This window comes from Georgenia daeguensis, assembly GCF_039537705.1.
Lineage (GTDB): Bacteria > Actinomycetota > Actinomycetes > Actinomycetales > Actinomycetaceae > Georgenia > Georgenia daeguensis.
Map to the genome: position 1 here is coordinate 33,366 of NZ_BAABBA010000025.1, position 21,225 is coordinate 54,590.

A 21,225-nucleotide genomic window follows, 5' to 3' on the forward strand; every position below is an offset into this window, starting at 1 on the left:
GGCCGCCCCGACCTCATCGCCCGCCACGCCACCAGCAAGACCCTCTACCTCTACCGCGGCAACGGCACCGGCGGCTTCCAGACCGGCTCCACCCAGATCGGCTGGAACTGGGGCGCCGTCGACACCATCGTCGCGGTGCGCGGCTCGTCGTCGGCCCCTGCGGCCCCTGCGGCCCCGACATCCCGCCCGTCGGTCTTCGTCTACGGCACCCTGCGCAGCGGCCAGGCGGGCCACTACCTCCTCACCGGCCGCACCGTCGCGGAGGCCTACACCCGTACTCCCGGCCTGGACCTGTACATGGTGCGCGGGACGTCCTACCCGTACGCGGTCCCGAACGGGAGCAACAGGACGGGGATCCTGGGCGAGCGGATGCAGCTCCGGACGGACCTGTACGACGACACGGTCGCGCGGCTGGACCGGTACGAGCGCTACGACCCGACCCGGGCGGCGGACACCCAGACCTACGTCCGGACGCTGATGACGGACCGGGACGGCAGGACGTCGTGGGTGTACGTGACCTCGCCGCGGATGTCGAGCTACCTGCGCACGAACGGCACGATCATCTCCTCCGGCGACTTCCTCCGGCGATGAGCACTGCGGAACGGGAGACCTGATGCGAACCAGACGGGCGGCCGCCCTGACCACGGGCGCGGCGATCCTCGCGGTCGGCCTCGGCGCCGGCTCCCTCGCCAGCGCGCAGACCGAGGAGCCCGGCACCACGCCACCCTCCGCTCCCGCCGAGCAGCCTGCCGCGCCGGAGCACCTTCCCAAGGAGATCGGCGAGTCCGCGGGGCTCAGCGCCGCCGGGTCGTCGTCGACGCTCTTCGCCCTGACGGTGCTCGGCGTGGACGTGACCCGCACCTGCCCGGGGCGTGGCGTGGACCCCGTGCCGGAGCACGGTCACTTCGTCACGGTCGACGTGCGCGCGCACATGGCCGCGGAGATGGCCCGCGAGGTCTCCCCCGGCACCGACGCGTTCCTCCCGCTCGTGCCGGAGGCGTTCCGGATCGTCGCGCCGGACGGCACCGTCCAGGACTCCGCCGCCACCGCCGCCGCCTGGGCCTGCCTCGACGACGACGAGCTGGCGCCCCCGTTCGTCGAGCCCGGGGACCTGGTCACGGGCAAGATCGTGCTCGACTCGCGCACCAGCAGCGGCACCGTGGTGTACGACCCGGACGGCACGGGCGGCTGGGCATGGCCGTTCGGCTGACGGCGCCGCGCCCCCTCCGTGCGGCCGTCGTCGCGGGCGTCCTGCTCCTGGCGGCCTGCTCGACGACCACGGCCCCGCCGTCGGCCGGCGGCACTCCGGCCGGGCCCGCCACGACGTCAGGTGCCGCGCCCGGACGGCCGGTGGCGCTGGGTGAGCCGGTCTCGCTCGGCGGCGACGGCGCGCTGACGCTGACCGTGCGCGAGGTCAGCGTGCTCGACAGCTGTCCGGGCCGGGCGGTGCCCACCCAGACGCCAGAGCTCGGGTACTTCGTCGTGCTGGAGGTGACGGCGGTCGCGGGCGCTCACGAGCCGGTCCCGCTGCCGCCCGGCGCCTTCCAGCTGACCGACGCGGGCGGCACCCCCCAGCAGGTGTCGACGACGGAGGCCTCGTGGTCCTGCTTCGAGGACGCCGACCTGGTTCCGCCGTTCGTGCCGCCCGGCGATCCGGTGCGCGGGAAGCTCGTCCTGGACTCGGCGGCCCCGCACGGCCTGATCCGCCACGGCCAGGGCGACGACGTCCTGGTCTGGGAGTACTGAGCCGGCGTCAGGCGCAGTCGAAGCTGAAGCGCTGCGTGTTGAACAGCCCGCCGTCGGTCATGACCGTGCCGGTGGCGACGTAGCGCAGCTCCGGGTGCAGGATGTTCTCCCGGTGGCCGGGCGACTCCATGTAGGAGCGCATCGCCGCCTCGGGCGACGTGCCGGTGTCCGAGGCCCAGTAGATGTTCTCGGCCCAGCCGCCCGAGCAGCCGGCCGCAGCCGTGTCGGCGTCCATCGTGCCGTCGGAGGCGTGCTCGAAGTCGTTTCCGTCCATCCAGCGCGAGTGCGCCAGGGCGCCGGCGCGCAGCCCGCCCCAGTACTGCAGCGGCGCCATGCCGGCCGCCTGCCGCTCGGCGTTGATGAGGGCGACCATGCGCTGGTCGAAGCCGTCCTGGGCGGTCGCCGACGAGCCGGCCTCGGGCGCCTCCGGTGCGGGGGCCGGGGCGGGCGCCGACTCCGGCGCGGCGGCGTCCTCGGTCTCCTCCGCCGTCGGCTCCGGCTCCGGGGAGGCAGCGGGCTCCTCCACCGGGGCCGTGGGCTCTGGGGGCGCCTCCGCGGTCGCGTCGGCGACCGGGACCTCGGTGGGCGCCTCTGCAGGCGCCGGAGTCGCGTCGGCGGTCCGCTCGGGCCCGGGCGCGGGTGTGGCGGTCGCCAGCGCCTCCTTCGGCTTCGGCGGTCGCTCGGCGGTGGACACGTGGGCGGTGGTGAGCTCGGAGACGGGCCCGACGGCGGCCTGGGAGACGCCGGCTGCCACGCCGATCCCCACGGCCAGCCCTGCCGCGGCAAGAGCCGCTCGCTTGATCATGTGCCCGTCTGCTCCTCGCGTCGGTGTTCCGGACCGCGGTCGAGGCTAGGGAGGTCGCCCCCGTCCGATAAAGTCGATCGGACGCTCAGAGGCAAAGATCACAGTCCGATAACGGAAGCGCCCGGGGCACGCTAGCCGCAGGCCGTCAGCCGCCACACGCTCGCGGTCCCCCCGCGGTCGACGAGCGTGAACCCCGCGGAGGTGTCGACGTCGCGCAGGCCGGCGGTGCGCGCGTGCACCTTGGCCCCGTCGTCCGCGCCGGCCGTGTCGGTGTAGACGTGCGTGACGCCCAGGGACTCCACGGCCCGGCAGACGGCGGGGTTCTGCCGGAGGTCGCGGAAGGACCTCTCGAGCAGCTGCCGGTCCTCGCCCCCCAGGGGCCCGAGCTGGGGAAAGACGACGTCGACACCGGCGAGGGCGGGCAGGTAGGCGGAGCCGTTGAAGGGATCGCCGAGCACGACGGACCCCTCGGGCAGGCGCCCGGGGAGGCGCTCGATCATGTCGAGCTCGTCGTCGGTGAGCATGGTGCCCCAGGCGACGGCGCCGGGATCGTGCACGGAGGCGGTGATCGCCACCTTCAGGTCCCACCTGGCCCCCGCGGTGGACGTGACGACCACGAGGAGCAGGGCGACCGGCACAGCCCACGGCGGCACCAGGGGCGCCCGGGCGTGGAGGCGGCCGTCGAGCCGTTCGGCGAGCGCCGCGAACGCGCCCGCGGCGAGCACGACGGCGGGGATCACGACGAGCGGTGCGATGCGGGCCGCCTGGGTGTACCAGAACCCGGTGAGCGACCGCAGCGGGTTCTCCGGCGGGCCGGCGGCGAGCAGCACCAGGGCGGCGGCGCCGACGAGGACGGCCGCGAGGCGGCGCCCGCGGCGCAGCCGGAAGCTCAGCACGATCCCGGCGAGGGTCAGCGCGGTCACGACCGCGTTGCCCGCGCCCATCCCGTACCAGTAGACCTGCGGGGTGTCCGTGACGAGCTTGGCGAGCACGGGCAGGTAGCTCCCCGCACCAGCGCGCTCGTAGGACAGGGTCGCCAGGAACGCCGGGAAGGTGGCCAGCAGCGCGGCGGTCGCCGCCGCGACGACCGCCGCGACCGCGACGCCCGCCAGCACCGCGCGGGGCCGCCCGGCGGCCCATCCCTGGCGCGCCTGCCGCACCAGGATCACGACGCTCGGGAGGCCGCCGAGGACGAGCAGCGAGAACGCCCCCGAGCCGTGCGCCAGCGCGACCCCCGCCGCGGCCGTGCCGAGGGCGAAGGCCGCGGAGACCTTCGCCGGCCAGAACCATCGGGTCCGCAGCGCCACGACGAGGAGCGCGAGCACGCCGGGCAGCAGCGCGACGCTCAGCCCCATGGGCCCCTGGGCCAGGACGGTGAGCACCACCACCGGGAAGGCCACGAACGTGGCTGCCAGCAGCGGGGCGACCAGCGTGGGCAGCGCCCCGTCCGGCAGCATCGCGCGGGTGAAGGCGGCGATGCCGACCAGCCAGACCGGCCCGCCGACCACGAGGGCGGCCGTGCCGGCGGCGGCGGGCACCGGGTCGAACCCGGGCGCGACCGCCACGATCGCGTGCCACACCGCCGGGTAGTACGCGGCCCGGCCCCCGTACAGCCCGGCGAGGCCGCCGAGGGTGGAGGCGTTGCCGGTGCTGCGGACCGACTCGATCGCGTTGAGGTGGAACACCGCATCCCAGGCCTGCGCGGGCGAGTCGGGCGTCCCCATACCCACGGCCATGGGGACGCACACCAGCACGCACGCCAGCGCGAGCGACCCGGTCAGCAGGCCGGCCGAGCGGGCGGCCAGCGGCGGAGGCAGCCAGGGCGCGTGGCGCTCGTCCGAGCCCCGACGGCGTGCGGTGCCGAGCAGCGCCCCGGCCGCGGCGGCGGTCAGCACGCCGGCCGCCAGACCCACGACGGCGGAGGAGAGGGTCCACCGGACCCCGAGGACCGGGTAGAGGAGACCCAGGACGCCCGCCACCGCGGTGGTCGCCGCCGGTGCCGCGCCGACTGCGACGAGCCCGCGGACCCCGAGCGGCCGGAGGAACGCCCAGCCGGGCAGGACCAGCCCCGCCCACAGCGCCAGACCCGGCAGGACGGTCTCACCCCAGGTCACGGGACCCCCGTCCCGACGGCGTCGCGCACGGGTGGAAGGTATCAGCGGACGTGGTTGGCTTGCGGGCATGGCTCACACCAACGATCCGGCCGTCGTCCGCCGCCTTCTCACCACTCCCGGCCGCTGGGCCGTGGTCGGGCTCTCCGAGAACCCCGCGCGCACCGCCTACAGCATCGCGAGGTACCTCAGGGACGACCTGGGCATGGAGATCGTGCCGGTCCACCCGAAGGCCGAGGAGGTCCACGGCGCGCCGGGGTACGCCACGCTGGCCGACGTGCCGGGCCGGATCGACGTCGTCGACGTCTTCGTGCGGTCGGAGCTCGCCGGCGACGTCGTCGACCAGGCGATCGCCGTCGGCGCCGGCGCGGTGTGGCTGCAGCTCGGCGTGGTCGACGAGGCGGCCGCGGAGCGTGCCCGTGCGGCCGGGCTCGCCGTCGTCATGGACACCTGCCCGGCGATGGAGGCACCGGCTCTCGGCATCGGCTGACCCCGCCGCGCTCAGGCCGGGGCGGCCGCGCCGTCCCGCCGGTCCCGCGCCCTCGCCGGGGCGGGCTGCCGGGCTGGCGAGGGGGCGGGACGACGACGCAGCGTGCGCTCGATCCAGCGCCTCGTCGGTGGTCCGAGCCGCTTCTCCGCCTGGTGGACGAGCCACGCGAGGACCAGGGAGAAGGCGACCGCGGCGGCGAGGACCACCCACCGGTCGGCGTGGCCGGCGAGGTTGTCGATCAGCCACCAGCCCCAGAACTCGTGGACGAGGTAGAGCGGGTAGGTCAGGGCGCCGACCGGCATCAGCCACGCCCACGGCAGGCGCTGGACCCGGGTCAGCGTCAGCACGGCCACGACGGCGAAGCACCCGACGGTGAGCGCGGCCAGCACCCACGGGTCAGGGGTGAAGACGGTGTTCGTGCTGACGGAGTGCATCTGCCACGGCACGGTGTTGCGCACGGCGAGCGCCGCGTTCATGGCCACGATCAGCCAGGCGGCCCGCGACCGGCCCTCCCGGTGCATGAGGTAGATCAGCATGCCGCCCGCGAAGAACGGGGCGTACTGCTCGACGAGGACCTCTCCCAGCCACGGCACCTGGAGCTCGTGGACCACCTGCGCCGCGAGCGGCCACAGGGCGCACACCCAGAGCAGACGGCGTCGCGTGATGCCCCACGCGACGAAGAGCACCATGAGCACGTAGAACCGGAGCTCCGTCCACAGCGTCCAGTAGACGCCGTCGACGTGCCGGACGCCGAAGGCCTCCTGCAGCATGGTGAGGTTCACCAGCGCCTCGCCCACCGTGATGTCCTTGCCCGCGGGCCAGATCCACAGCAGCAGGACCGAGGTGGCGATCACCGCGATCCAGTACGACGGGTAGAGCCGCGCCAGCCGGGAGGCGACCACGTGGGGCACGTCCCGGCCCCACGCCGTCATGAGGATCGCGAAACCCGAGATCACGAAGAACAGCTCCGGGCCGAGCACGCCGTAGATCACCACGGGGCCGATCTCGGGGAAGACGTGGCCCGGCTCGGTGCCCCACACCTGCGACCACCGGGCCGTGAAGTGGTAGAGCACGACGCCGAGCGCCGCGAGGAACCGCAGACCGTCGATGGCGTACAGGCGCGGACGGGCCGGTGTCTGCGACCGGTTCTCAGGCCCCGCGAGGGGTCGTGCGGGCGGAGCCGACGGCGTGGCTGTCGTGGCGTGGGTGGCGACCATGGCCTTCCACGCTAGGTCGGCACTCCCGGTCCCGCACCCCCAATGTCACGATCTGGTCACGACGCGCGAGCCCGCGCGGGGGTCAGCTCGCGCGCGCCGCGGCGCCCAGGGCGGCCACCCGCCGCCGGGACGCCGCCATCGACGGCGTCTCGACCTCGTGACCGTGCTCGGCGAGCCAGCTCGCCCAGTCGGTCACGTCCGGGTTCCGCTTGAGGAGAGCACGACGTTCACGCTCGGTCATCCCGCCCCACACGCCGAACTCCGTGGCGCTCGACAGCGCCTCCACCAGGCACGCCATGCGGACCGGGCACGAGAAGCAGAGCTCCCGGGCCGTGCGCTGAGCGGCGCCCCGCACGAAGAGGGTGTCGGGCGAGGTCTGCGCGCAGGCGGCCGAACCCGCCCAGGTCTTGTCGTCGATCACGCGCGTCCTCCTCAGGCGGGACCGGCCCTGTGGCCGGTCAGAACAAAGGTTTGTCGCGCCGGGGAGATGGTGCCCGGTGACCCGGCGGCTGTGGCCCATCACACACCGGGAAATGGACGACCGTAACCGGGTGGGGGAGGCGAGGGGAGGGTGAAATCGGACGCCCCACCCTGAGGGTGAGGGGGACGTTCAAGGGGGTGGACGTAGGTGGACCCGCGCCGCCGCCCGTAGCCCCGGGGCTCTCAGCCGATGCGGCGGGGGCCCGCCTGCCAGGCCTCCCACGCGCTGCGGATGATGTCGGCGAGGCCGTGCTCGGCCTTCCAGGACAGCACGTCGCGGATGAGGTCCGGCGCGGCGATCAACTGGGGCGGGTCGCCGGCGCGGCGGGGCTCGACGTCGGCGGTCACGTCGAGGCCGGACGCCTCCCCGATGGCGTCGATGACCTCGCGCACGGACGCCCCCGTGCCGGTGCCGACGTTGAAGACGTGCTCGGTCAGCTCGGCGTCGGAGCTCAGGTGGTCCATCGCCGCCAGGTGTGCGTGGGCGAGGTCGAGGACGTGGATGTAGTCCCGGATGCACGTGCCGTCCGGCGTGGGGTAGTCGTCGCCGAAGATCTTCGGCCGCTCCCCCCTCGCCAGCCGGTCGAGGACCATCGGGACCAGGTTGAGAACGGCGGGGTCGCCCAGCTCCGGCCAGCCCGCACCCGCCACGTTGAAGTAGCGCAGCCCGGCCCAGCGCAGGCCCCAGGCGCGTTCGCAGTCGGCCAGCATCCACTCGCCGACCAGCTTGGTCTCGCCGTAGGGGTTGATCGGGCGGCAGTCGGTGCCCTCGGTGACCACCTCCACGGGCGGCATCCCGTACACGGCGGCGGAGGAGGAGAAGATCATGTTCGACACCCCGGTGCCCTCCATGGCGGCGAGCACGTTGGCGAGGCCGCCGATGTTCTGGCGGTAGTACCACGTGGGCCGCGCCACCGACTCCCCCACCTGCTTCTTGGCCGCGAAGTGGATCACGGAGGTCACGCCCCGCTCGCGCATGACGAGCTCGAGGCTCTCCTGCGCGTCGGGCCCGGCGACGTCGAGCTCGACCAGGGTCGCCTCGCCCACCCGGTGGGCGGCTCCTGTCGAGAGGTCGTCGACGACGACGACGTCCTCGCCACGGTGGAGCAGGAGACGAACCACGTGGGCGCCGATGTAGCCGGCGCCGCCGATGACCAGGGTGCTCATGCCGGCAACTCTATGGGCTCGGGCGCGAGCCCCGAGGTCACGACCCGAAGCCCACCCGGCCCGAGCGCTGGGCCCGCAGCCGCGCGCCCTTCTCCTGCGCGACCTGACGCAGCCCCTCCTGGAAGGTGACCATCTGCTCGCGCAGGCGCGCGGCGCCGTCGTCCCCGCCCGAGGCGAGGATGCGGGCGGCCAGGAGGCCCGCGTTGCGCGCCCCGCCGATGGAGACCGTCGCGACCGGGACGCCGGCCGGCATCTGGACGATCGAGAGCAGGGAGTCCATGCCGTCGAGGTACTGCAGCGGCACCGGCACGCCGATCACCGGCAGCGGGGTGACCGCCGCGAGCATGCCGGGCAGGTGGGCCGCTCCCCCGGCGCCGGCGATGATGACGCGGAGCCCGCGGCCGGCGGCCTCGCGGCCGTAGTCGATCATCTCGGCCGGCATGCGGTGCGCGGAGACGACGTCGACCTCGGTCTCGACGTCGAACTCGGCCAGGACGTCCGCGGCGTCCTTCATCACCGGCCAGTCGGAGTCCGACCCCATGACGATCCCGACCGCTGCGCCCATCGTTCCTCCTTCTCGCGCCGGCCCGCGCCGGCTCCCGCGCCAGTCTGGCACCGGGTCCGCTCAGCGGTCGACGTGGTCGGCGTCGTCCTCGGTGATCGCCTCGACCTCGACGTCGTCCCCGCGCAGCAGGGCGACGGCGGCGTGGGCCACGCGCCGCGCTCCGGCCAGGTCCGGCCCGGTGACGGTGACGTGCCCGAGCTTGCGCCCGGGCCGCACCTCCTTGCCGTACAGGTGCACCTTGGCCTCGGGGTAGCGGGCCATGAGCTCGGGGTAGGCGGTGCGCGGGTCCTCGAGCGCCGAGCCGAGCAGGTTCACCATGACCGAGTGCTCGGCGCTGGCCTCGGTCCCGCCGAGCGGCCAGTCCAGGACCGCACGCAGGTGCTGCTCGAACTGACTGGTCACGGAGCCGTCGATGGTCCAGTGGCCGGAGTTGTGCGGGCGCATGGCGAGCTCGTTGACCACGAGGCGGGAGGTGCCGTCGTCGTGGTGGACCTCGAACATCTCGACGGCGAGGACGCCCGTGACGCCGAGCCCGGTGGCGATGCGCTCGCCGATCTCCTGCGCACGAGCGGCGGTCGCCGGGTCGAGGTCCGGGGCCGGCGCGAGCACCTCGAAGCAGACGCCGTCCTGCTGGACCGTCTCGACGACGGGCCACGTGCACACCTCGCCCGCGCCGTCGGGCCCGCCGGTGGGACGCCGGGCGACGAGCACCGCGAGCTCCCGGGTGAAGGGCACCTTCTCCTCGGCGAGCAGGGCGTCGCCGGGCTCGAGGGCGCCGAGCCAGTCGGCGGCCTCGGCGGCGGCGCGGACCACCCGCACGCCCTTGCCGTCGTAGCCGCCGCGGGCGGTCTTGACGACGACGGGCCAGCCGGTGGCGTCGCCGAACGCGGCGAGCTCGGCCTCGGTGCGCACGGCCGCCCACGCCGGGCACGGCGCGCCGACCTCCGTCAGGCGGGTGCGCATGACGATCTTGTCCTGGGCGTGGACGAGGGCGTCCGGCCCGGGGCGGACGGGCACGCCGTCGGCTTCGAGCTCGCGCAGCAGCGCGTTCGGGACGTGCTCGTGCTCGAAGGTGAGCACGGTGGCTCCGTCGACGAGCGAGCGGATCGCCTCGGCGTCGGACGCGGCCCCGACCGGGGCGTCCGGCACCACCTGGGCGGTGGCGACGGTGGGCGACTCGACGAGCACCCGCAGGTGCACCCCCAGCGCGATCGCCTGCTGCTGCATCATCCGGGCCAGCTGGCCCCCGCCCACGACTGCCACGACCGGTGCATTCACGATCGTCGAGCCTAACCGCGGATACGCTGGACCGGTGACCCGGTCCGGCATCGAGAACGCCACGGAGGCGACCGCCCCTGGCGGCCCGACCGCTCCCGCGGCGCCCGCGCCCGCGCCCGGCCTCGTGCTGCGCTTCCTGCGCGGCCAGACCCTCGGCGCCTGGCTGCTCGAGGTGGTGCGCTTCTGCGCCGTGGGCGGCACGGCGTTCGTGGTGGACGTCGGACTGTTCAACCTCCTGCGCTTCGGTCCCGGCGAGGTGCTGGGCGAGAAGCCGCTCACGGCCAAGGTGATCTCGGTCGCGGTCTCTGTGCTCGTGGCCTGGCTGGGGAACCGCTACTGGACGTTCTCCGGGACCCGACGGGACTCCCGCGGGCGCGAGCTGACGATGTTCGTCCTGGTCAACCTCGGCGGCATGGCCATCGCGGTCGGCTGCCTCGCGGTGAGCCACTACGTCCTCGGGTTCACCTCCCCGCTGGCGGACAACATCGCCGCGAACGGCGTGGGCCTGGTGCTGGGCACGGCCTTCCGGTACCTCTGCTACCGGTATCTGGTCTTCACCGCACGGCACTGACCTGCACGTTCGCGGGGCCGACGAAAGCATCCCGATTTCGTTTCCGTCAATCGACTTCGCAATCGCGGACGCTCTGCAAGACTCCGGCGCACGGCTCAACGGTGAGCCAAGTCACACTCCGTGGCCAACCGGCGGCGGCCCGTGGCAGAAACCAACTTGGCGGAGAGAACCATGTCAGAGACATTGCGGATCCACCGGCCGCGAAGAGCGTTGCCATCGCTGGCGGCCTTGGCACTCGGCGCCACCCTGGTGGCGCTACCAGTTTCCGGAGCCGCTGCGGCGACCTCCGACGGCCTGGTCGGCGGCTGGCGGATGGACGAAGGCTCCGGATCCGCCGTCGTGGACTCGGTCGGTGACAACGACGGCACGATCCAGGGCTCGGTCACCCGGATCGCCGGGAACCGTGGCACCGGGGCGCTGGACTTCACCGGCGGCCACGTCGCGATTCCCGACTCCGCCGATCTCGACCTGAGCGGGGCGATGACCGTGGCGGCGTGGGTGCGCCCGGACACGCTCGACACGTCGTCCATCGTGAGAAAGTCCGTGCAGGGCACCACGGGTGGCTACGAGCTCAGTCTGTCCAACGACGGCACGGCCTTCTTCCGGCTCAACCAGCCGACCGGCCTGAACACGTACCGGGTGGACTCCGGGACCGGACTCCAGGCCATCGTCGCGGGCCAGTGGGTGCACCTCGCGGGCGTGTACGACGGCACGACCATGAACCTCTATGTCAACGGCGCTCCGCGGACCGCCAAGCCGGGGCCCGCAGCGATCGACACGAACGACGTCCCCCTGGCGATCGGCGCACAGTCCAACGGCTCGTCGCCGCTCGACGGCGCTGTCGACTCGGTGCACATCTACGACCGGGCTCTCACTCCCGCCGAGATCACCTCGCTCAGGGACGCGGACCCGAACGCCGCCCCCGTCGAGCAGGACGTCGCCGTCACGCCGGCGTCGGTGACCTTCAGCGACGCGTCCGGCACGGCCTCCGACAGGTACGTCATCCCCTCGAAGACGGGCGTGGAGTACCTCGTCGGCGGAGCGGTGAAGCCCGCCGGCACCTACGCCGGCACGGGCACCGTCACGGTCACCGCCCGGGCGACCGACGGCTATGTGATCGCCGCCGGCGCGAAGACCGAGTGGACGCACACCTTCTCGACCGCGGTCGCCGAGCAGACCCACGGGTTCTTCCTCAACGACTCCTGGTCCGCCAAGGCGAACCACGTGTTCCAGTACGGCAGGCCCACGGACCAGGTCTTCACCGGCGACTGGAACGACGACGGCAAGGACACCATCACCCTGCGCCGGGGCAACACGTTCTACATCAACAACGTCCTCGGCGGCGGCGAGGCCGAGCAGGTGATCGTCTACGGCAAGCCCGGTGACGTGATCCTCGTCGGCGACTGGGACGGCGACGGCGACGACACGTTCGCGGTCCGGCGCGGCAACGCCTACCACATCAAGAACACCATCGCCGGCGGGCCGGCCGACCAGATCGTGTACTACGGCCGGGCCGGCGACGAGGTCGTCGTGGGTGACTGGGACGGCAAGGACGGCGACACCCTGGCCGTCCGGCGCGGGAACATCTACCACGTCAAGAACTCCATCTCGGGCGGTCCTGCGGACCAGGTGATCGCCTACGGCAGGGCCACCGACATCGTCCTGGCCGGTGACTGGGACGGCCAGAACGGCGACACCTTCGCCGTCCGGCGCGGGAACGTCTACCACGTCAAGAACTCGATCTCGGGCGGCGCCGCGGACCTGGTCCAGAGCTTCGGCCGGGTCGACGACGAGGTCTACGTGGGCGACTGGGACGGCAACGGCAGCGACACCCTCGGGGTCCGCCGACTCCCGTAGAACGGTTTCCTGAACCGCTCCGAGCAGGGCCAGGGGCCCGCACCCGACGGGTGCGGGCCCCTCCCCTGTTTCCGCGGGGGTGAACCGCCGGGGTCGCCCGGAAATCACCCTCCTAAAAAGTCCGGTGGGACGGAGCCGTTGTGATACTCGGCAGCACTACGGACCTGAACCCTTCATTTCTCGAGCGAGCTCGCAGCCCCTCGGCGTCGAGCAGCCGGAGCGGGAGCAAGCCATGTCGAGAGCAGCTGAGGTTCCGCGAGCGCGGTGGTCAAGCGTGTTGCTGGCCGGGGCAGTCGCACTGGCGATGTCGCCGGCCGCCGGCGCCGCGGCCGCGACCGCCGGCGACCTGCCTGCGGCCGCGCCGGAGATCACCGGGGCAGAGGGCACGGTCACCGTGCTGTCGGACCGCACCGACGGGGGCGACGCGTCCCTGTGGTGGACCTGGACGGCGCCGGCGACCGGCACCTACCGCTTCTACACGCACGGCAGCGAGATGGACACCGTCCTGACGGTGCACGCCGACGGCGCCGGCGGCGCCCCGCTGGTCACCAACGACGACGACGGCGACGTCAGCACGTCCCTGGTGACCTTCGACGCCGAGGCCGGGGACGTCCACGCCGTCGAGGTGGTGGCCGCCTCCGACGAGCCGGGCCTGGTCAGCCTGACCTGGCACGCCGGCGGCGCGGAGGCGGTCGCGCCCGCCGTCGAGCCGGAGTCGTCAGGCCTCACGGCGAGCGCCACGACGGCCGAGCAGCTCACCGCGGCGCGCATCGTCGAGGGCAGCGCGACCATCTCCTCCACCGTCAACACCGGCGAGAAGCCGCAGTCGAAGACGTGGAAGTACGCCGGCACGTGGTGGGCCGTGCTGCCCAACGCCGACGGCACCTGGGTCTGGCGCCACGACGGCGGGAGCTGGACCAACGTCTACCGCCTGAGCGGTGACACGACCCTGCGAGCCGACGTCAAGGTCTACGAAGGCATCGTGCATGTGCTGCTCCACGGCGGGTCCAGCAAGCTCGTCTCCCTCCAGTACGACTCCGCGAACCGCACCTACCAGCCTTGGGGCCGACGGACCTCGGCGACGCCGCTGGACATGGCCGGCAGCGAGACCGCCACGATCGACATCGACTCCACGGGCCGCATGTGGCTGGCCTACGACACCAGCTCCGCCGTCCGCGTCCAGTACAGCCAGGCCCCGTACAGCACCTTCTCCGGGCCGGTCACCCTCGAGACGGGCATCGACGACGACGACATCGCCGTCGTCACCGCGATGTCCGGCGGGGTCGGCGTCATGTGGTCGGACCAGAAGAGGGATCACTTCGGCTTCCGCTTCCACCCGAACAGCTCGGCGCCCGACTCGTGGGCTGCCCCTGAGTACCCGGGCTCCGCCTACGCGGCCAGCAACGGTGCCGGCTTCGCCGATGACCACATCAACCTCGCCGCCGCCTCCGACGGCACTCTCTACGCGGTGGTCAAGACGTCCTACGACGACTCCGCCCACCCCGACCTCGGCCTCCTCGTCCGCCGCCCCGGCGGCGCCTGGGACCGCTTCTACGAGGTCTCGGGCAACGGCACCCGCGGCGTCGTCCAGCTGAACGAGGCGGACAAGACCCTGCACGTGGTCTACACGAACGCGATCAACTTCGACGACATCCGGGTGCGGGAGAGCTCGACGAGCAGCATCAGCTTCGGCTCGGCGGAGACTGTCTTCTCCGGCAGCTTCAACAACCCCACGAGCACCAAGGACCGGTGGACCGGCGATCTCATGGTCCTCGCCGCCGACGCGGGGAACGAGGTCCACACCGCCCTCGTCTCCAGCTCCGCGCCGGCACCCCAGGAGCCGCCGCCGACCGAGCCGACGGACCCGCCCACCGACCCGGCCGACCCCCAGGAGCCGCCGCCGCCCGCGCCGGCCGACTACGGCTTCTTCCTCACCAACGGCTGGACGAGCACGGCGGACCACCATTTCGTCTACGGACGGTTCAGCGACCAGGTCCTCATCGGCGACTGGGACGACGACGGCCAGGACACGATCACGGTGCGCCGCGGCGCCGGCTACTACGTGAACAACACGCTCGGCGGCGGCTCGGCCGACGAGGTCGTCATCTACGGCACGGCCACCGACACCGTGCTGGTGGGCGACTGGGACGGCGACGGGGTCGACACCCTGGCGGTGCGTCGCGGCAACGCCTACCACATCAGGAACGACCTCGCGTCCGGCCCGGCCGACAAGGTGGTCAACTACGGACGCGCCACGGACACCGTCCTGGTCGGCGACTGGGACGGCGACGGCGAGGACACCCTCGGGGTCCGGCGCGGGAACACGTACTACCTGAAGAACTCCATCTCCGGCGGCACCGCGGACCGCGTGGTCACCTACGGCCGGGCGACGGACGTCGTGCTGACGGGAGACTGGGACGGCGACGGGGACGACACCCTCGGCGTGCGACGCGGCAGCACCTACTACATCAAGAACTCCATCTCCGGCGGCACCGCGGACCGCGTGGTCACCTACGGCCGGGCGACCGACGAGGTCTACGTGGGCGACTGGGACGCCGACGGGGACGACACCCTCGGCCTCCGCCGACAGCCGTAGCGCGCCGGCCCACGCCGCCGGTGCTCAGCGGCGCCGACGGCGCCGGCCCACGGTGACGAGCGCCCCCTGCGGCAGGACCACGTCCGGGTCGAGGGTGGCCGGCAGGGCGTTGAGGAAGACGGTGAACACCGGCGGGCGCCGTTGGCTGAGCTCGAGGCGTCCGCCGTCGGCCGTCACGAGGCTCTTGGCGAGCGCCAGCCCGAGCCCGGTGCCGGAGCCGCCGGAGACGTGCTTGGTGAAGATGTCCGGCGCCAGCTCGTCGCTGACGCCGGGGCCCTCGTCGGCGACGTCGATGAACACGCCGGTGCCCTTGCCGGACGCGCGGGTGCGTACCGTCGTGGTCCCGTCGCCGTACTTCAGCGAGTTCTCGATCAAGGTGGCCAGCACCTGCGCGAGCGAGCCGGGCGAGGCGAGGACGGCCACCCCGGCGGCGTCGTCGAGCACGAGCCGGCGGCCGGCCCGAGTGAAGCTGGCGGCCCACTCCTCCTCCTGCTGCGCGAACACCTCGTCGAGGTGCACCGCCTCGGTGGTGCCGCCCGAGGAGGACCGGGAGCTCTTCAGCAGGTCCTCCACCACGCCGGTCAGCCGCTCCAGCTGCTCGAGGGACACGCGGGCCTCCTCGCGCACCTCCTCCTGGTCCGACACGGCGAGGATCTCCTCCAGCCGCATCGACAGCGCCGTCAACGGCGTGCGCAGCTGGTGGGAGGCGTCGGCGGCGAACTGGCGCTCGGCGGCGAGGCGGCCGGCCATCCGGTCCGAGGTGCGGGCGAGCTCCGCGGCCACGAGGTCGATCTCCTCGATGCCGGAGGGCTTCATGCGCGGGCGCACCTGCCCGGAGCCGATCTGCTCCGCGGAGGCGGCGAGGTAGATGAGCGGCGCGGAGAGCTTGCGCGCCTGCCGCCGGGCGACGACCACCCCCACGGCCAGGGCCGCCACGGCGCCCGCGACGATCAGCACCACGACCCTCGCCACCTGCCACTGCACGTCCGAGGCGTCGATGTCCATGCGGATCGTGGCGCCGGACGGGGTGATCTGCAGGGATCGCAGCACCTTCCCCTCCAGCGCGGGGCCGGCGCGGAACTCCCCGCCCTCCGGGCTCCGCACCAGGATGGACGCCTCGTGCTGGACGTTGCCGCCCACCCACGGCTCGAGCATCCCGTCGTCGAGCTCCTCGCCGACGTTGATGCGCCGCTCGACCGAGCGCCCGAGCGAGGACACGCGCAGGTCGAGCGTGGCCCGCTCCGCCTCCCAGACGAAGATGCCGCCGAAGACCGCCATCGGCACACCCAGGATGAGCACGGCGACCGTCACCGCGACCACGATCATCTGGATGGCGCGACGGCGCACGGCAGCTAGTTCCCGGTGGTCTCGAAGCGGAAGCCCATGCCCCGCACCGTGGTGATGTACCGCGGGTCGTTCGCGTCGTCGCCGAGCTTGCGGCGCAGCCACGACACGTGCATGTCGAGGGTCTTGGTGGAGCCGGTCGGGTCCGTCCCCCAGACCTCGCGCATGAGGGTCTCGCGCCCGACGACGGAGCCGGCGTCGCGCACGAGGACGCGCAGGAGCTCGAACTCCTTCGCCGTCAGGTGCATCTCGCGGCTGCCGCGGAAGGCGCGGTGCGCGGCGACGTCGACGCGGACGTCCTGGGCGACCAGCTCGTCCTCCTCGGTCACGTCACCGCCGGCGCGGCGCAGCAGCGCCCGCACGCGGGCGAGCAGCTCCGCCAGCCGGAAGGGCTTGGTGACGTAGTCGTCCGCCCCCGCGTCGAGCCCGACGACCAGGTCCACCTCGTCGGCCCGCGCGGTCAGCACGAGGATCGGCAGGGTCAGACCCTTGTTGCGGATGTGGCGGGCCACGTCGAGCCCGTCCATGTCCGGCAGCCCGAGGTCCAGGACGACCAGGTCCACGCCGTTGGCGAGGTCGTCGATGGCGGCCTGTCCGGTCCCGTGGGGCCGGACCTCGTAGCCCTCGCGCCCGAGGGCGCGGGCCAGGGGTTCGGCGATGGCAGGGTCGTCCTCGACGAGCAGCACGTTGGTCACGCCGTCATCGTAGGCCAGATTCCCAAGAACAGGTCAAGTAACCCCCACCCCTGGGACGACGGCGCACGTCGGAGGGGCTGCGCGGCACCCGCCGTGGGTGGGCTGCCCGGGACCTCGGTCCCGGCGGCCGTCAGCCGGGGCGGCGGCGCAGCTCGATCGGGGTGACCTCGCCGAGCCCCTGCAGCTCGGCCACCGCGCGCGGGACCATCGTGTACCGCGCCGCCGCCGGGAGGGTGGCGAAGGTGTCCGCGGTCGAGCGGTCCAGGAGGATCGTGCCCGCCGGGGCCACGTCGACCAGGCGGGAGGCGAGGTTGACCGTGGGGCCGAAGACGTCGCCGTTGCGGGAGATCACCCCGCCCCACACGATCGAGGCGCGCACCGGCAGCATGTTCTCCCTCGCCTGCAGGGCGCCCAGGAGGTCGACCGTGACCTCGGCCCCGGTGGGCAGGTCGTCGGCGACGTAGAGGATCGCGTCGCCGATGGTCTTGACCACACGGGCGCCGTGCGTGGTGATGACGTCGCGGGAGGTGTACTCGAAGGTCTGCACGAGGTCCGCGAGCGCCCGGGACCCGAGCTCGGTGGAACGCCGCGTGTAGGCCACCATGTCGATGAAGCCCACGGCGCGCTGCAGCGGCATGCGGAACGGGTCGAGGTCCGGGCGGCGGCTGTCCGCCACCTCCGCCTCCGTGCGCACCATGAGCGCGGCGAGCTGGCGCCGCCACGAGTAGTTGAGCTGGGACTGCAGCACGTCGACGATGCCGGGCAGCCGGTCCAGCACCACGAGCCGGGCCGAGACGTCGTCGAGGCTCATGCTGCGGGTGGCGCCCTCGGCGAGCGCCTCCGTCTGCCACAGGACGAGGCGGTCGGTGGTGTGGGACTGCGCACGCAGCAGGGAGATCGCCGTGCTGGTGTCGATGCGGCCGTCGGTGATGAGCTGGCCCATGACGCGCAGCGCGTTGACGTCGCTGTCACCGAAGAGCACGGCGTCGTCGGTGACGTTCGGGAAGCCCATCGCCTTCCAGAACGTGCGGGCGAAGTCGACGCTCACCCCGGCCAGCTGGGCGAGCTCGACGATGGTGTAACGCTCCGACCCGCCCAGGATCTGCTCCACCGAGGCGCGCACGCTCGACGAGTACAGGTCGCCGCCGGACGCCTCGCCGATGTCGTCCCGGCGCGGCACGTCCGGGACGAGGTCGCCGTCCGGGAGCTGGTCGACCCCCTCGGCACCGGGGGCGACACCGCGCGTGTCCTCGCTCACCCTCCGAGCCTAGTCCGCCGTCGGCTCCGTCCGGACGTGCCAGACGTCCCCCGCCGCCACCGCCTCGACCGCGTCACCGGTGTCGATCAGGAGCCGGCCGTCGGCGTCGAGGTCGACCGCCCGGCCCGCCGGGCCCCCGCCGCCGGCCTGCTCGGCGCGCACCCGGCGCCCGAGGGTCACGCAGGTCTCGCGGACCCGAGCGTGCAGTCCCGAGGCGTCGGCGTCCCCGCCGGCCGCCTCCCAGGCGTCCAGCAACGGGGCGAGCTCTGCCCCGACCGCCTCGAGCGCCGCGGCGGGGTCGACGTCGGCGCCGAGCAGGCGCAGGGACGTCGCCCATGGCACCGGCAGCTCCGTCTGGGCCACGTTGAGGCCGATCCCCACCACGACGGCGCTCGCGCGCCCGCCCCCGGGCATAACCTCCGCGAGGATCCCGGCGAGCTTGCGGTCGCGGCCCCAGCGCTCGACGTCGGCCGTGCCGACCCCCAGGGCGAGGACGTCGTTCGGCCACTTCACGCCCGTCCGGACGCCGCTCGCAGCCCCGGCCCCGGCGCCGGCCCCGGTGAGCAGCCGCTCGCACGCCCGCTGCACCGCCAGGCCGGCCAGCAGCGGCACCCAGCCGAGGCGCTCGCGGGGAACCTCCGTGCGAAGGAGGACCGAGGCGGTCAGGGCGGTGCCCGGCGGGGTCACCCAGGTGCGCCCGGCCCGGCCCCGCCCGGCGTCCTGGTGGTCCGCCACCAGCACCGACAGGTGCGGCCAGGAGCCGAGGTCGACGGCGGCCGCGGCGCGCAGGTCTTCGTTGGTCGAGCCGGTGCGCGGCACACGGACCACGCGGGCGAACGGGGAGTCGTCAGTCACGGGACAAGGGAACCACCCCGGGCCGCCGGTGAGGCAAGACACGCACCGCCGAAGTGCTCCTGACGCTCGGCCGCATCCCTCACTGGCCGTCGGCTCTTGTGGGACCTGCACAACCGGGCATGCCTGGAATCACCACTCTCCGTGCACGGGCCGTGGGAAAGTGACAACTACGCTGTCGAGCGTGACCGAAGCGACCACCGCCCGCGGGGCGGCAGCCGACCAGCCCTCCACGGCAACGTCCCCCACCCCGGCCCCGACGTCGACGACGGCCGAGAAGCTGGCGGACCTGGCCGCCCGGACCGAGCGCGGCATCACCGCCCCGGCGGCCGTCGCCGTCGAGAAGCAGGGCAGGCGCGGCAAGAAGTCCGCCCGCGAGCGCCTCGAGGCGCTGCTCGACCCGGGGTCGTTCACCGAGCTCGACGCCTTCGCCACCCACCACTCCACCAACTTCGGGCTGGAGAAGAAGCGCATCCCGGGCGACGGCGTCGTCACCGGTTTCGGCACCGTGGACGGCCGCCAGGTGTGCGTGTACTCCCAGGACTTCACGGTGTTCGGCGGTTCGCTCGGCGAGATGCACGGCCAGAAGATCACCAAGGTGATGGACCTGGCGCTGCGCACCGGGGTGCCGCTCATCGGGATCTCCGACGGCGGCGGGGCGCGGATCCAGGAGGGTGTCGCGGCGCTGACGCAGTTCGCGGAGATCTTCCGCCGCAACGTCGCGGCGTCGGGCGTGATCCCGCAGATCTCCCTGATCCTCGGCCCCAGCGCCGGCGGGGCGGTCTACTCCCCGGCGCTGACGGACTTCATCGTCATGGCCGAGGGCACCTCGAACATGTTCATCACCGGCCCCGACGTCATCAAGGCGGTCACCGGCGAGGAGGTCGGCTTCGAGGAGCTCGGCGGCGCGGCCACCCACAACCAGCGTTCCGGCGTCGCGCACTACCAGGCGGCCGACGAGGACGACGCGATCGACTACGTCCGCGCCCTGCTGTCCTACCTGCCGTCGAACAACCTCTCCGACCCGCCGTCCTGGCCGACCTCCGAGGCCGAGGCGACCGCCGCGCTCGAGGTCTCCGACGCCGACCGCGAGCTGGACACGCTCGTGCCGGACTCGGACAACCAGCCCTACGACATGCGCACCGTCATCGAGCACGTCGTCGACGACGGCGAGCTGCTCGAGGTCCAGCCCGGGTTCGCCGCGAACATGATCACCGCGTTCGGGCACGTCGAGGGGCGACCGGTGGGCATCGTGGCGAACCAGCCGCTGCAGATGGCCGGGACGCTGGACATCAACGCCTCGGAGAAGGCGGCCCGGTTCGTGCGCACCTGCGACGCGTTCAACCTCCCCGTGCTGACCTTCGTGGACGTGCCGGGCTTCCTGCCGGGCACCGACCAGGAGTGGAACGGCATCATCCGCCGCGGCGCGAAGCTCATCTACGCGTACGCCGAGGCCACCGTCCCCCTGGTCACCCTCATCACCCGCAAGGCCTACGGCGGCGCCTACATCGTCATGGGCTCCAAGAAGCTCGGCGCCGACGTCAACCTCGCCTGGCCGACGGCGCAGATCGCGGTGATGGGCTCCGGCGGGGCGGTGAACATCCTCCAGCGCGGGGCGCTGAAGAAGGTCGCGGAGTCCGGCGGCGACGTCGAGGCCGAGCGGGCCCGGCTCGTCTCCGAGTACGAGGAGGCGCTGGTGAACCCGTGGGAGGCCGCCGAGCGCGGGTTCGTCGACGCCGTCATCGCCCCGGCCGAGACGCGCGTCCAGGTGGTGCGGGCGCTGCGCGCCCTGCGGACCAAGCGCGCGTCGCTGCCGGCGAAGAAGCACGGGAACATCCCGCTGTGACCACGACCGACGACTCCCTGGCCTCCGCCGCCTCCCCCGCGGAGTGGTCCGGCGGCGGGACCGACGACGTCGTCGCCGCGGCGCTGGGCGGGGCGCTGTCGGCGGCGCACGAGGCTCCGGCGGTGCCGGCCGTGCGTGTGGTCCACGGCCGGCCCGACGAGCTGGAGCTCGCCGCGCTCGTGGCCGGGATCGTCGCGGCCCGGGGCCGGGTCGACGAGCTCGGCGGCCTGCCGGACGACGCCGCGGAGCGGGTACGCACCCGCTGGACCGACCGGGCACGGGCGATCGGGGTCCCGCCCGCCCCCGGCGCGGGCTCCTGGCGCTGGTCGCTGCACCGCTGAGCCGCG

At 73.4% G+C, this 21,225-nt stretch carries 20 protein-coding genes; 9 read left to right on the plus strand and 11 right to left on the minus strand.

All coding sequences use genetic code 11. The features are described 5' to 3' along the window. From ABD774_RS18370 to ABD774_RS18380, 3 genes are all read left to right on the plus strand, one after another. Nucleotides 1–591: gamma-glutamylcyclotransferase family protein (locus ABD774_RS18370; RefSeq protein ID WP_345044448.1), on the plus strand; the 591-nt coding region annotated here is incomplete at its 5' end. Nucleotides 592–613: 22 nt separating this feature from the next. Next, entirely contained in the window at nucleotides 614–1,210 is a 597-nt protein-coding gene (locus ABD774_RS18375; protein ID WP_345044450.1) for a hypothetical protein, read from the plus strand. Further along, on the plus strand, nucleotides 1,195–1,746 hold the full coding sequence (locus tag ABD774_RS18380; protein ID WP_345044452.1) for a DUF4352 domain-containing protein: 552 nt from the start codon (nucleotides 1,195–1,197) through the stop codon (nucleotides 1,744–1,746). Before ABD774_RS18375 ends, ABD774_RS18380 begins: the two co-directional genes overlap by 16 nt. 7 nt (nucleotides 1,747–1,753) lie before the next feature. Here ABD774_RS18380 and ABD774_RS18385 read toward each other — a convergent pair whose 3' ends face one another. Both ABD774_RS18385 and ABD774_RS18390 read right to left on the minus strand, forming a co-directional pair. Beyond that, nucleotides 1,754–2,551 (minus strand): CAP domain-containing protein, encoded by a 798-nt coding sequence (locus ABD774_RS18385; RefSeq protein ID WP_345044455.1) that lies wholly within the window; start codon nucleotides 2,549–2,551, stop codon nucleotides 1,754–1,756. A 131-nt stretch (nucleotides 2,552–2,682) separates the two neighbouring features. Next, nucleotides 2,683–4,665 carry a DUF6541 family protein gene (locus tag ABD774_RS18390; protein ID WP_345044458.1) on the minus strand — a complete coding sequence of 661 codons (1,983 nt, stop codon included), beginning with the start codon at nucleotides 4,663–4,665 and terminating at the stop codon, nucleotides 2,683–2,685. Between the two features lie 67 nt (nucleotides 4,666–4,732). Between ABD774_RS18390 and ABD774_RS18395 the strand changes: the two genes are divergently transcribed. Further along, nucleotides 4,733–5,152 carry a CoA-binding protein gene (locus ABD774_RS18395; RefSeq protein WP_345044461.1) on the plus strand — a complete coding sequence of 140 codons (420 nt, stop codon included), beginning with the start codon at nucleotides 4,733–4,735 and terminating at the stop codon, nucleotides 5,150–5,152. A gap of 11 nt (nucleotides 5,153–5,163) precedes the next feature. On the opposite strand, the gene ABD774_RS18400 is transcribed toward ABD774_RS18395, so the two are convergent. The 5 genes from ABD774_RS18400 to ABD774_RS18420 all read right to left on the minus strand — a co-directional run bounded on the left by ABD774_RS18400 (nucleotide 5,164) and on the right by ABD774_RS18420 (nucleotide 9,859). After that, nucleotides 5,164–6,369 (minus strand): acyltransferase family protein, encoded by a 1,206-nt coding sequence (locus tag ABD774_RS18400; RefSeq protein ID WP_345044463.1) that lies wholly within the window; start codon nucleotides 6,367–6,369, stop codon nucleotides 5,164–5,166. 82 nt (nucleotides 6,370–6,451) lie between these two features. Continuing rightward, nucleotides 6,452–6,787, minus strand: a complete 336-nt coding sequence (locus ABD774_RS18405) for a WhiB family transcriptional regulator (RefSeq protein WP_486327341.1) — start codon at nucleotides 6,785–6,787, stop codon at nucleotides 6,452–6,454. 245 nt (nucleotides 6,788–7,032) lie between these two features. Next, a complete protein-coding gene (galE, locus tag ABD774_RS18410) occupies nucleotides 7,033–8,016 on the minus strand; it encodes a UDP-glucose 4-epimerase GalE (protein ID WP_345044468.1) in 984 nt (327 codons plus the stop codon). A 37-nt stretch (nucleotides 8,017–8,053) separates the two neighbouring features. Continuing rightward, the gene (gene purE / locus ABD774_RS18415) at nucleotides 8,054–8,581 is read right to left on the minus strand and encodes a 5-(carboxyamino)imidazole ribonucleotide mutase (RefSeq protein ID WP_345044471.1); all 528 of its coding nucleotides are present in this window, start codon (nucleotides 8,579–8,581) and stop codon (nucleotides 8,054–8,056) included. A 60-nt stretch (nucleotides 8,582–8,641) separates the two neighbouring features. After that, the gene (locus ABD774_RS18420) at nucleotides 8,642–9,859 is read right to left on the minus strand and encodes a 5-(carboxyamino)imidazole ribonucleotide synthase (protein WP_345044473.1); all 1,218 of its coding nucleotides are present in this window, start codon (nucleotides 9,857–9,859) and stop codon (nucleotides 8,642–8,644) included. A gap of 34 nt (nucleotides 9,860–9,893) precedes the next feature. Here ABD774_RS18420 and ABD774_RS18425 point away from each other — a divergent pair, with 34 nt between their 5' ends. From ABD774_RS18425 to ABD774_RS18435, 3 genes are all read left to right on the plus strand, one after another. Then, nucleotides 9,894–10,430: a GtrA family protein gene (locus tag ABD774_RS18425; RefSeq protein ID WP_345044476.1), complete on the plus strand. Its 537-nt coding sequence runs from the start codon at nucleotides 9,894–9,896 to the stop codon at nucleotides 10,428–10,430. Nucleotides 10,431–10,658: 228 nt separating this feature from the next. Further along, a complete protein-coding gene (locus ABD774_RS18430) occupies nucleotides 10,659–12,287 on the plus strand; it encodes a LamG domain-containing protein (RefSeq protein ID WP_345044479.1) in 1,629 nt (542 codons plus the stop codon). Between the two features lie 274 nt (nucleotides 12,288–12,561). Further along, entirely contained in the window at nucleotides 12,562–14,883 is a 2,322-nt protein-coding gene (locus ABD774_RS18435; protein ID WP_345044482.1) for a carbohydrate-binding protein, read from the plus strand. Nucleotides 14,884–14,907: 24 nt separating this feature from the next. Here the strand turns inward: ABD774_RS18435 and ABD774_RS18440 are convergent, their stop codons facing one another. The 4 genes from ABD774_RS18440 to ABD774_RS18455 form a co-directional block, all read right to left on the minus strand. Continuing rightward, complete coding sequence (locus ABD774_RS18440) at nucleotides 14,908–16,230, minus strand: ATP-binding protein (protein WP_345044484.1); 1,323 nt, start codon at nucleotides 16,228–16,230, stop codon at nucleotides 14,908–14,910. A 5-nt stretch (nucleotides 16,231–16,235) separates the two neighbouring features. Continuing rightward, nucleotides 16,236–16,922, minus strand: coding sequence for a response regulator transcription factor (locus tag ABD774_RS18445; protein ID WP_248258441.1), 687 nt, complete (start codon nucleotides 16,920–16,922; stop codon nucleotides 16,236–16,238). Nucleotides 16,923–17,052: 130 nt separating this feature from the next. Next, nucleotides 17,053–18,180, minus strand: coding sequence for an adenylate/guanylate cyclase domain-containing protein (locus tag ABD774_RS18450; RefSeq protein ID WP_345044488.1), 1,128 nt, complete (start codon nucleotides 18,178–18,180; stop codon nucleotides 17,053–17,055). Nucleotides 18,181–18,189: 9 nt separating this feature from the next. Further along, a complete protein-coding gene (locus ABD774_RS18455; RefSeq protein ID WP_345044491.1) occupies nucleotides 18,190–19,035 on the minus strand; it encodes a biotin--[acetyl-CoA-carboxylase] ligase in 846 nt (281 codons plus the stop codon). A 277-nt stretch (nucleotides 19,036–19,312) separates the two neighbouring features. On the opposite strand from ABD774_RS18455, the gene ABD774_RS18460 reads away from it, so the two are divergent. Together ABD774_RS18460 and ABD774_RS18465 are read left to right on the plus strand one after the other, a co-directional pair. After that, complete coding sequence (locus ABD774_RS18460) at nucleotides 19,313–20,878, plus strand: acyl-CoA carboxylase subunit beta (protein WP_345044512.1); 1,566 nt, start codon at nucleotides 19,313–19,315, stop codon at nucleotides 20,876–20,878. Then, complete coding sequence (locus tag ABD774_RS18465) at nucleotides 20,875–21,219, plus strand: acyl-CoA carboxylase subunit epsilon (RefSeq protein ID WP_345044493.1); 345 nt, start codon at nucleotides 20,875–20,877, stop codon at nucleotides 21,217–21,219. The genes ABD774_RS18460 and ABD774_RS18465 overlap by 4 nt, the downstream gene beginning before the upstream one ends. Nucleotides 21,220–21,225 lie beyond the last annotated feature (6 nt).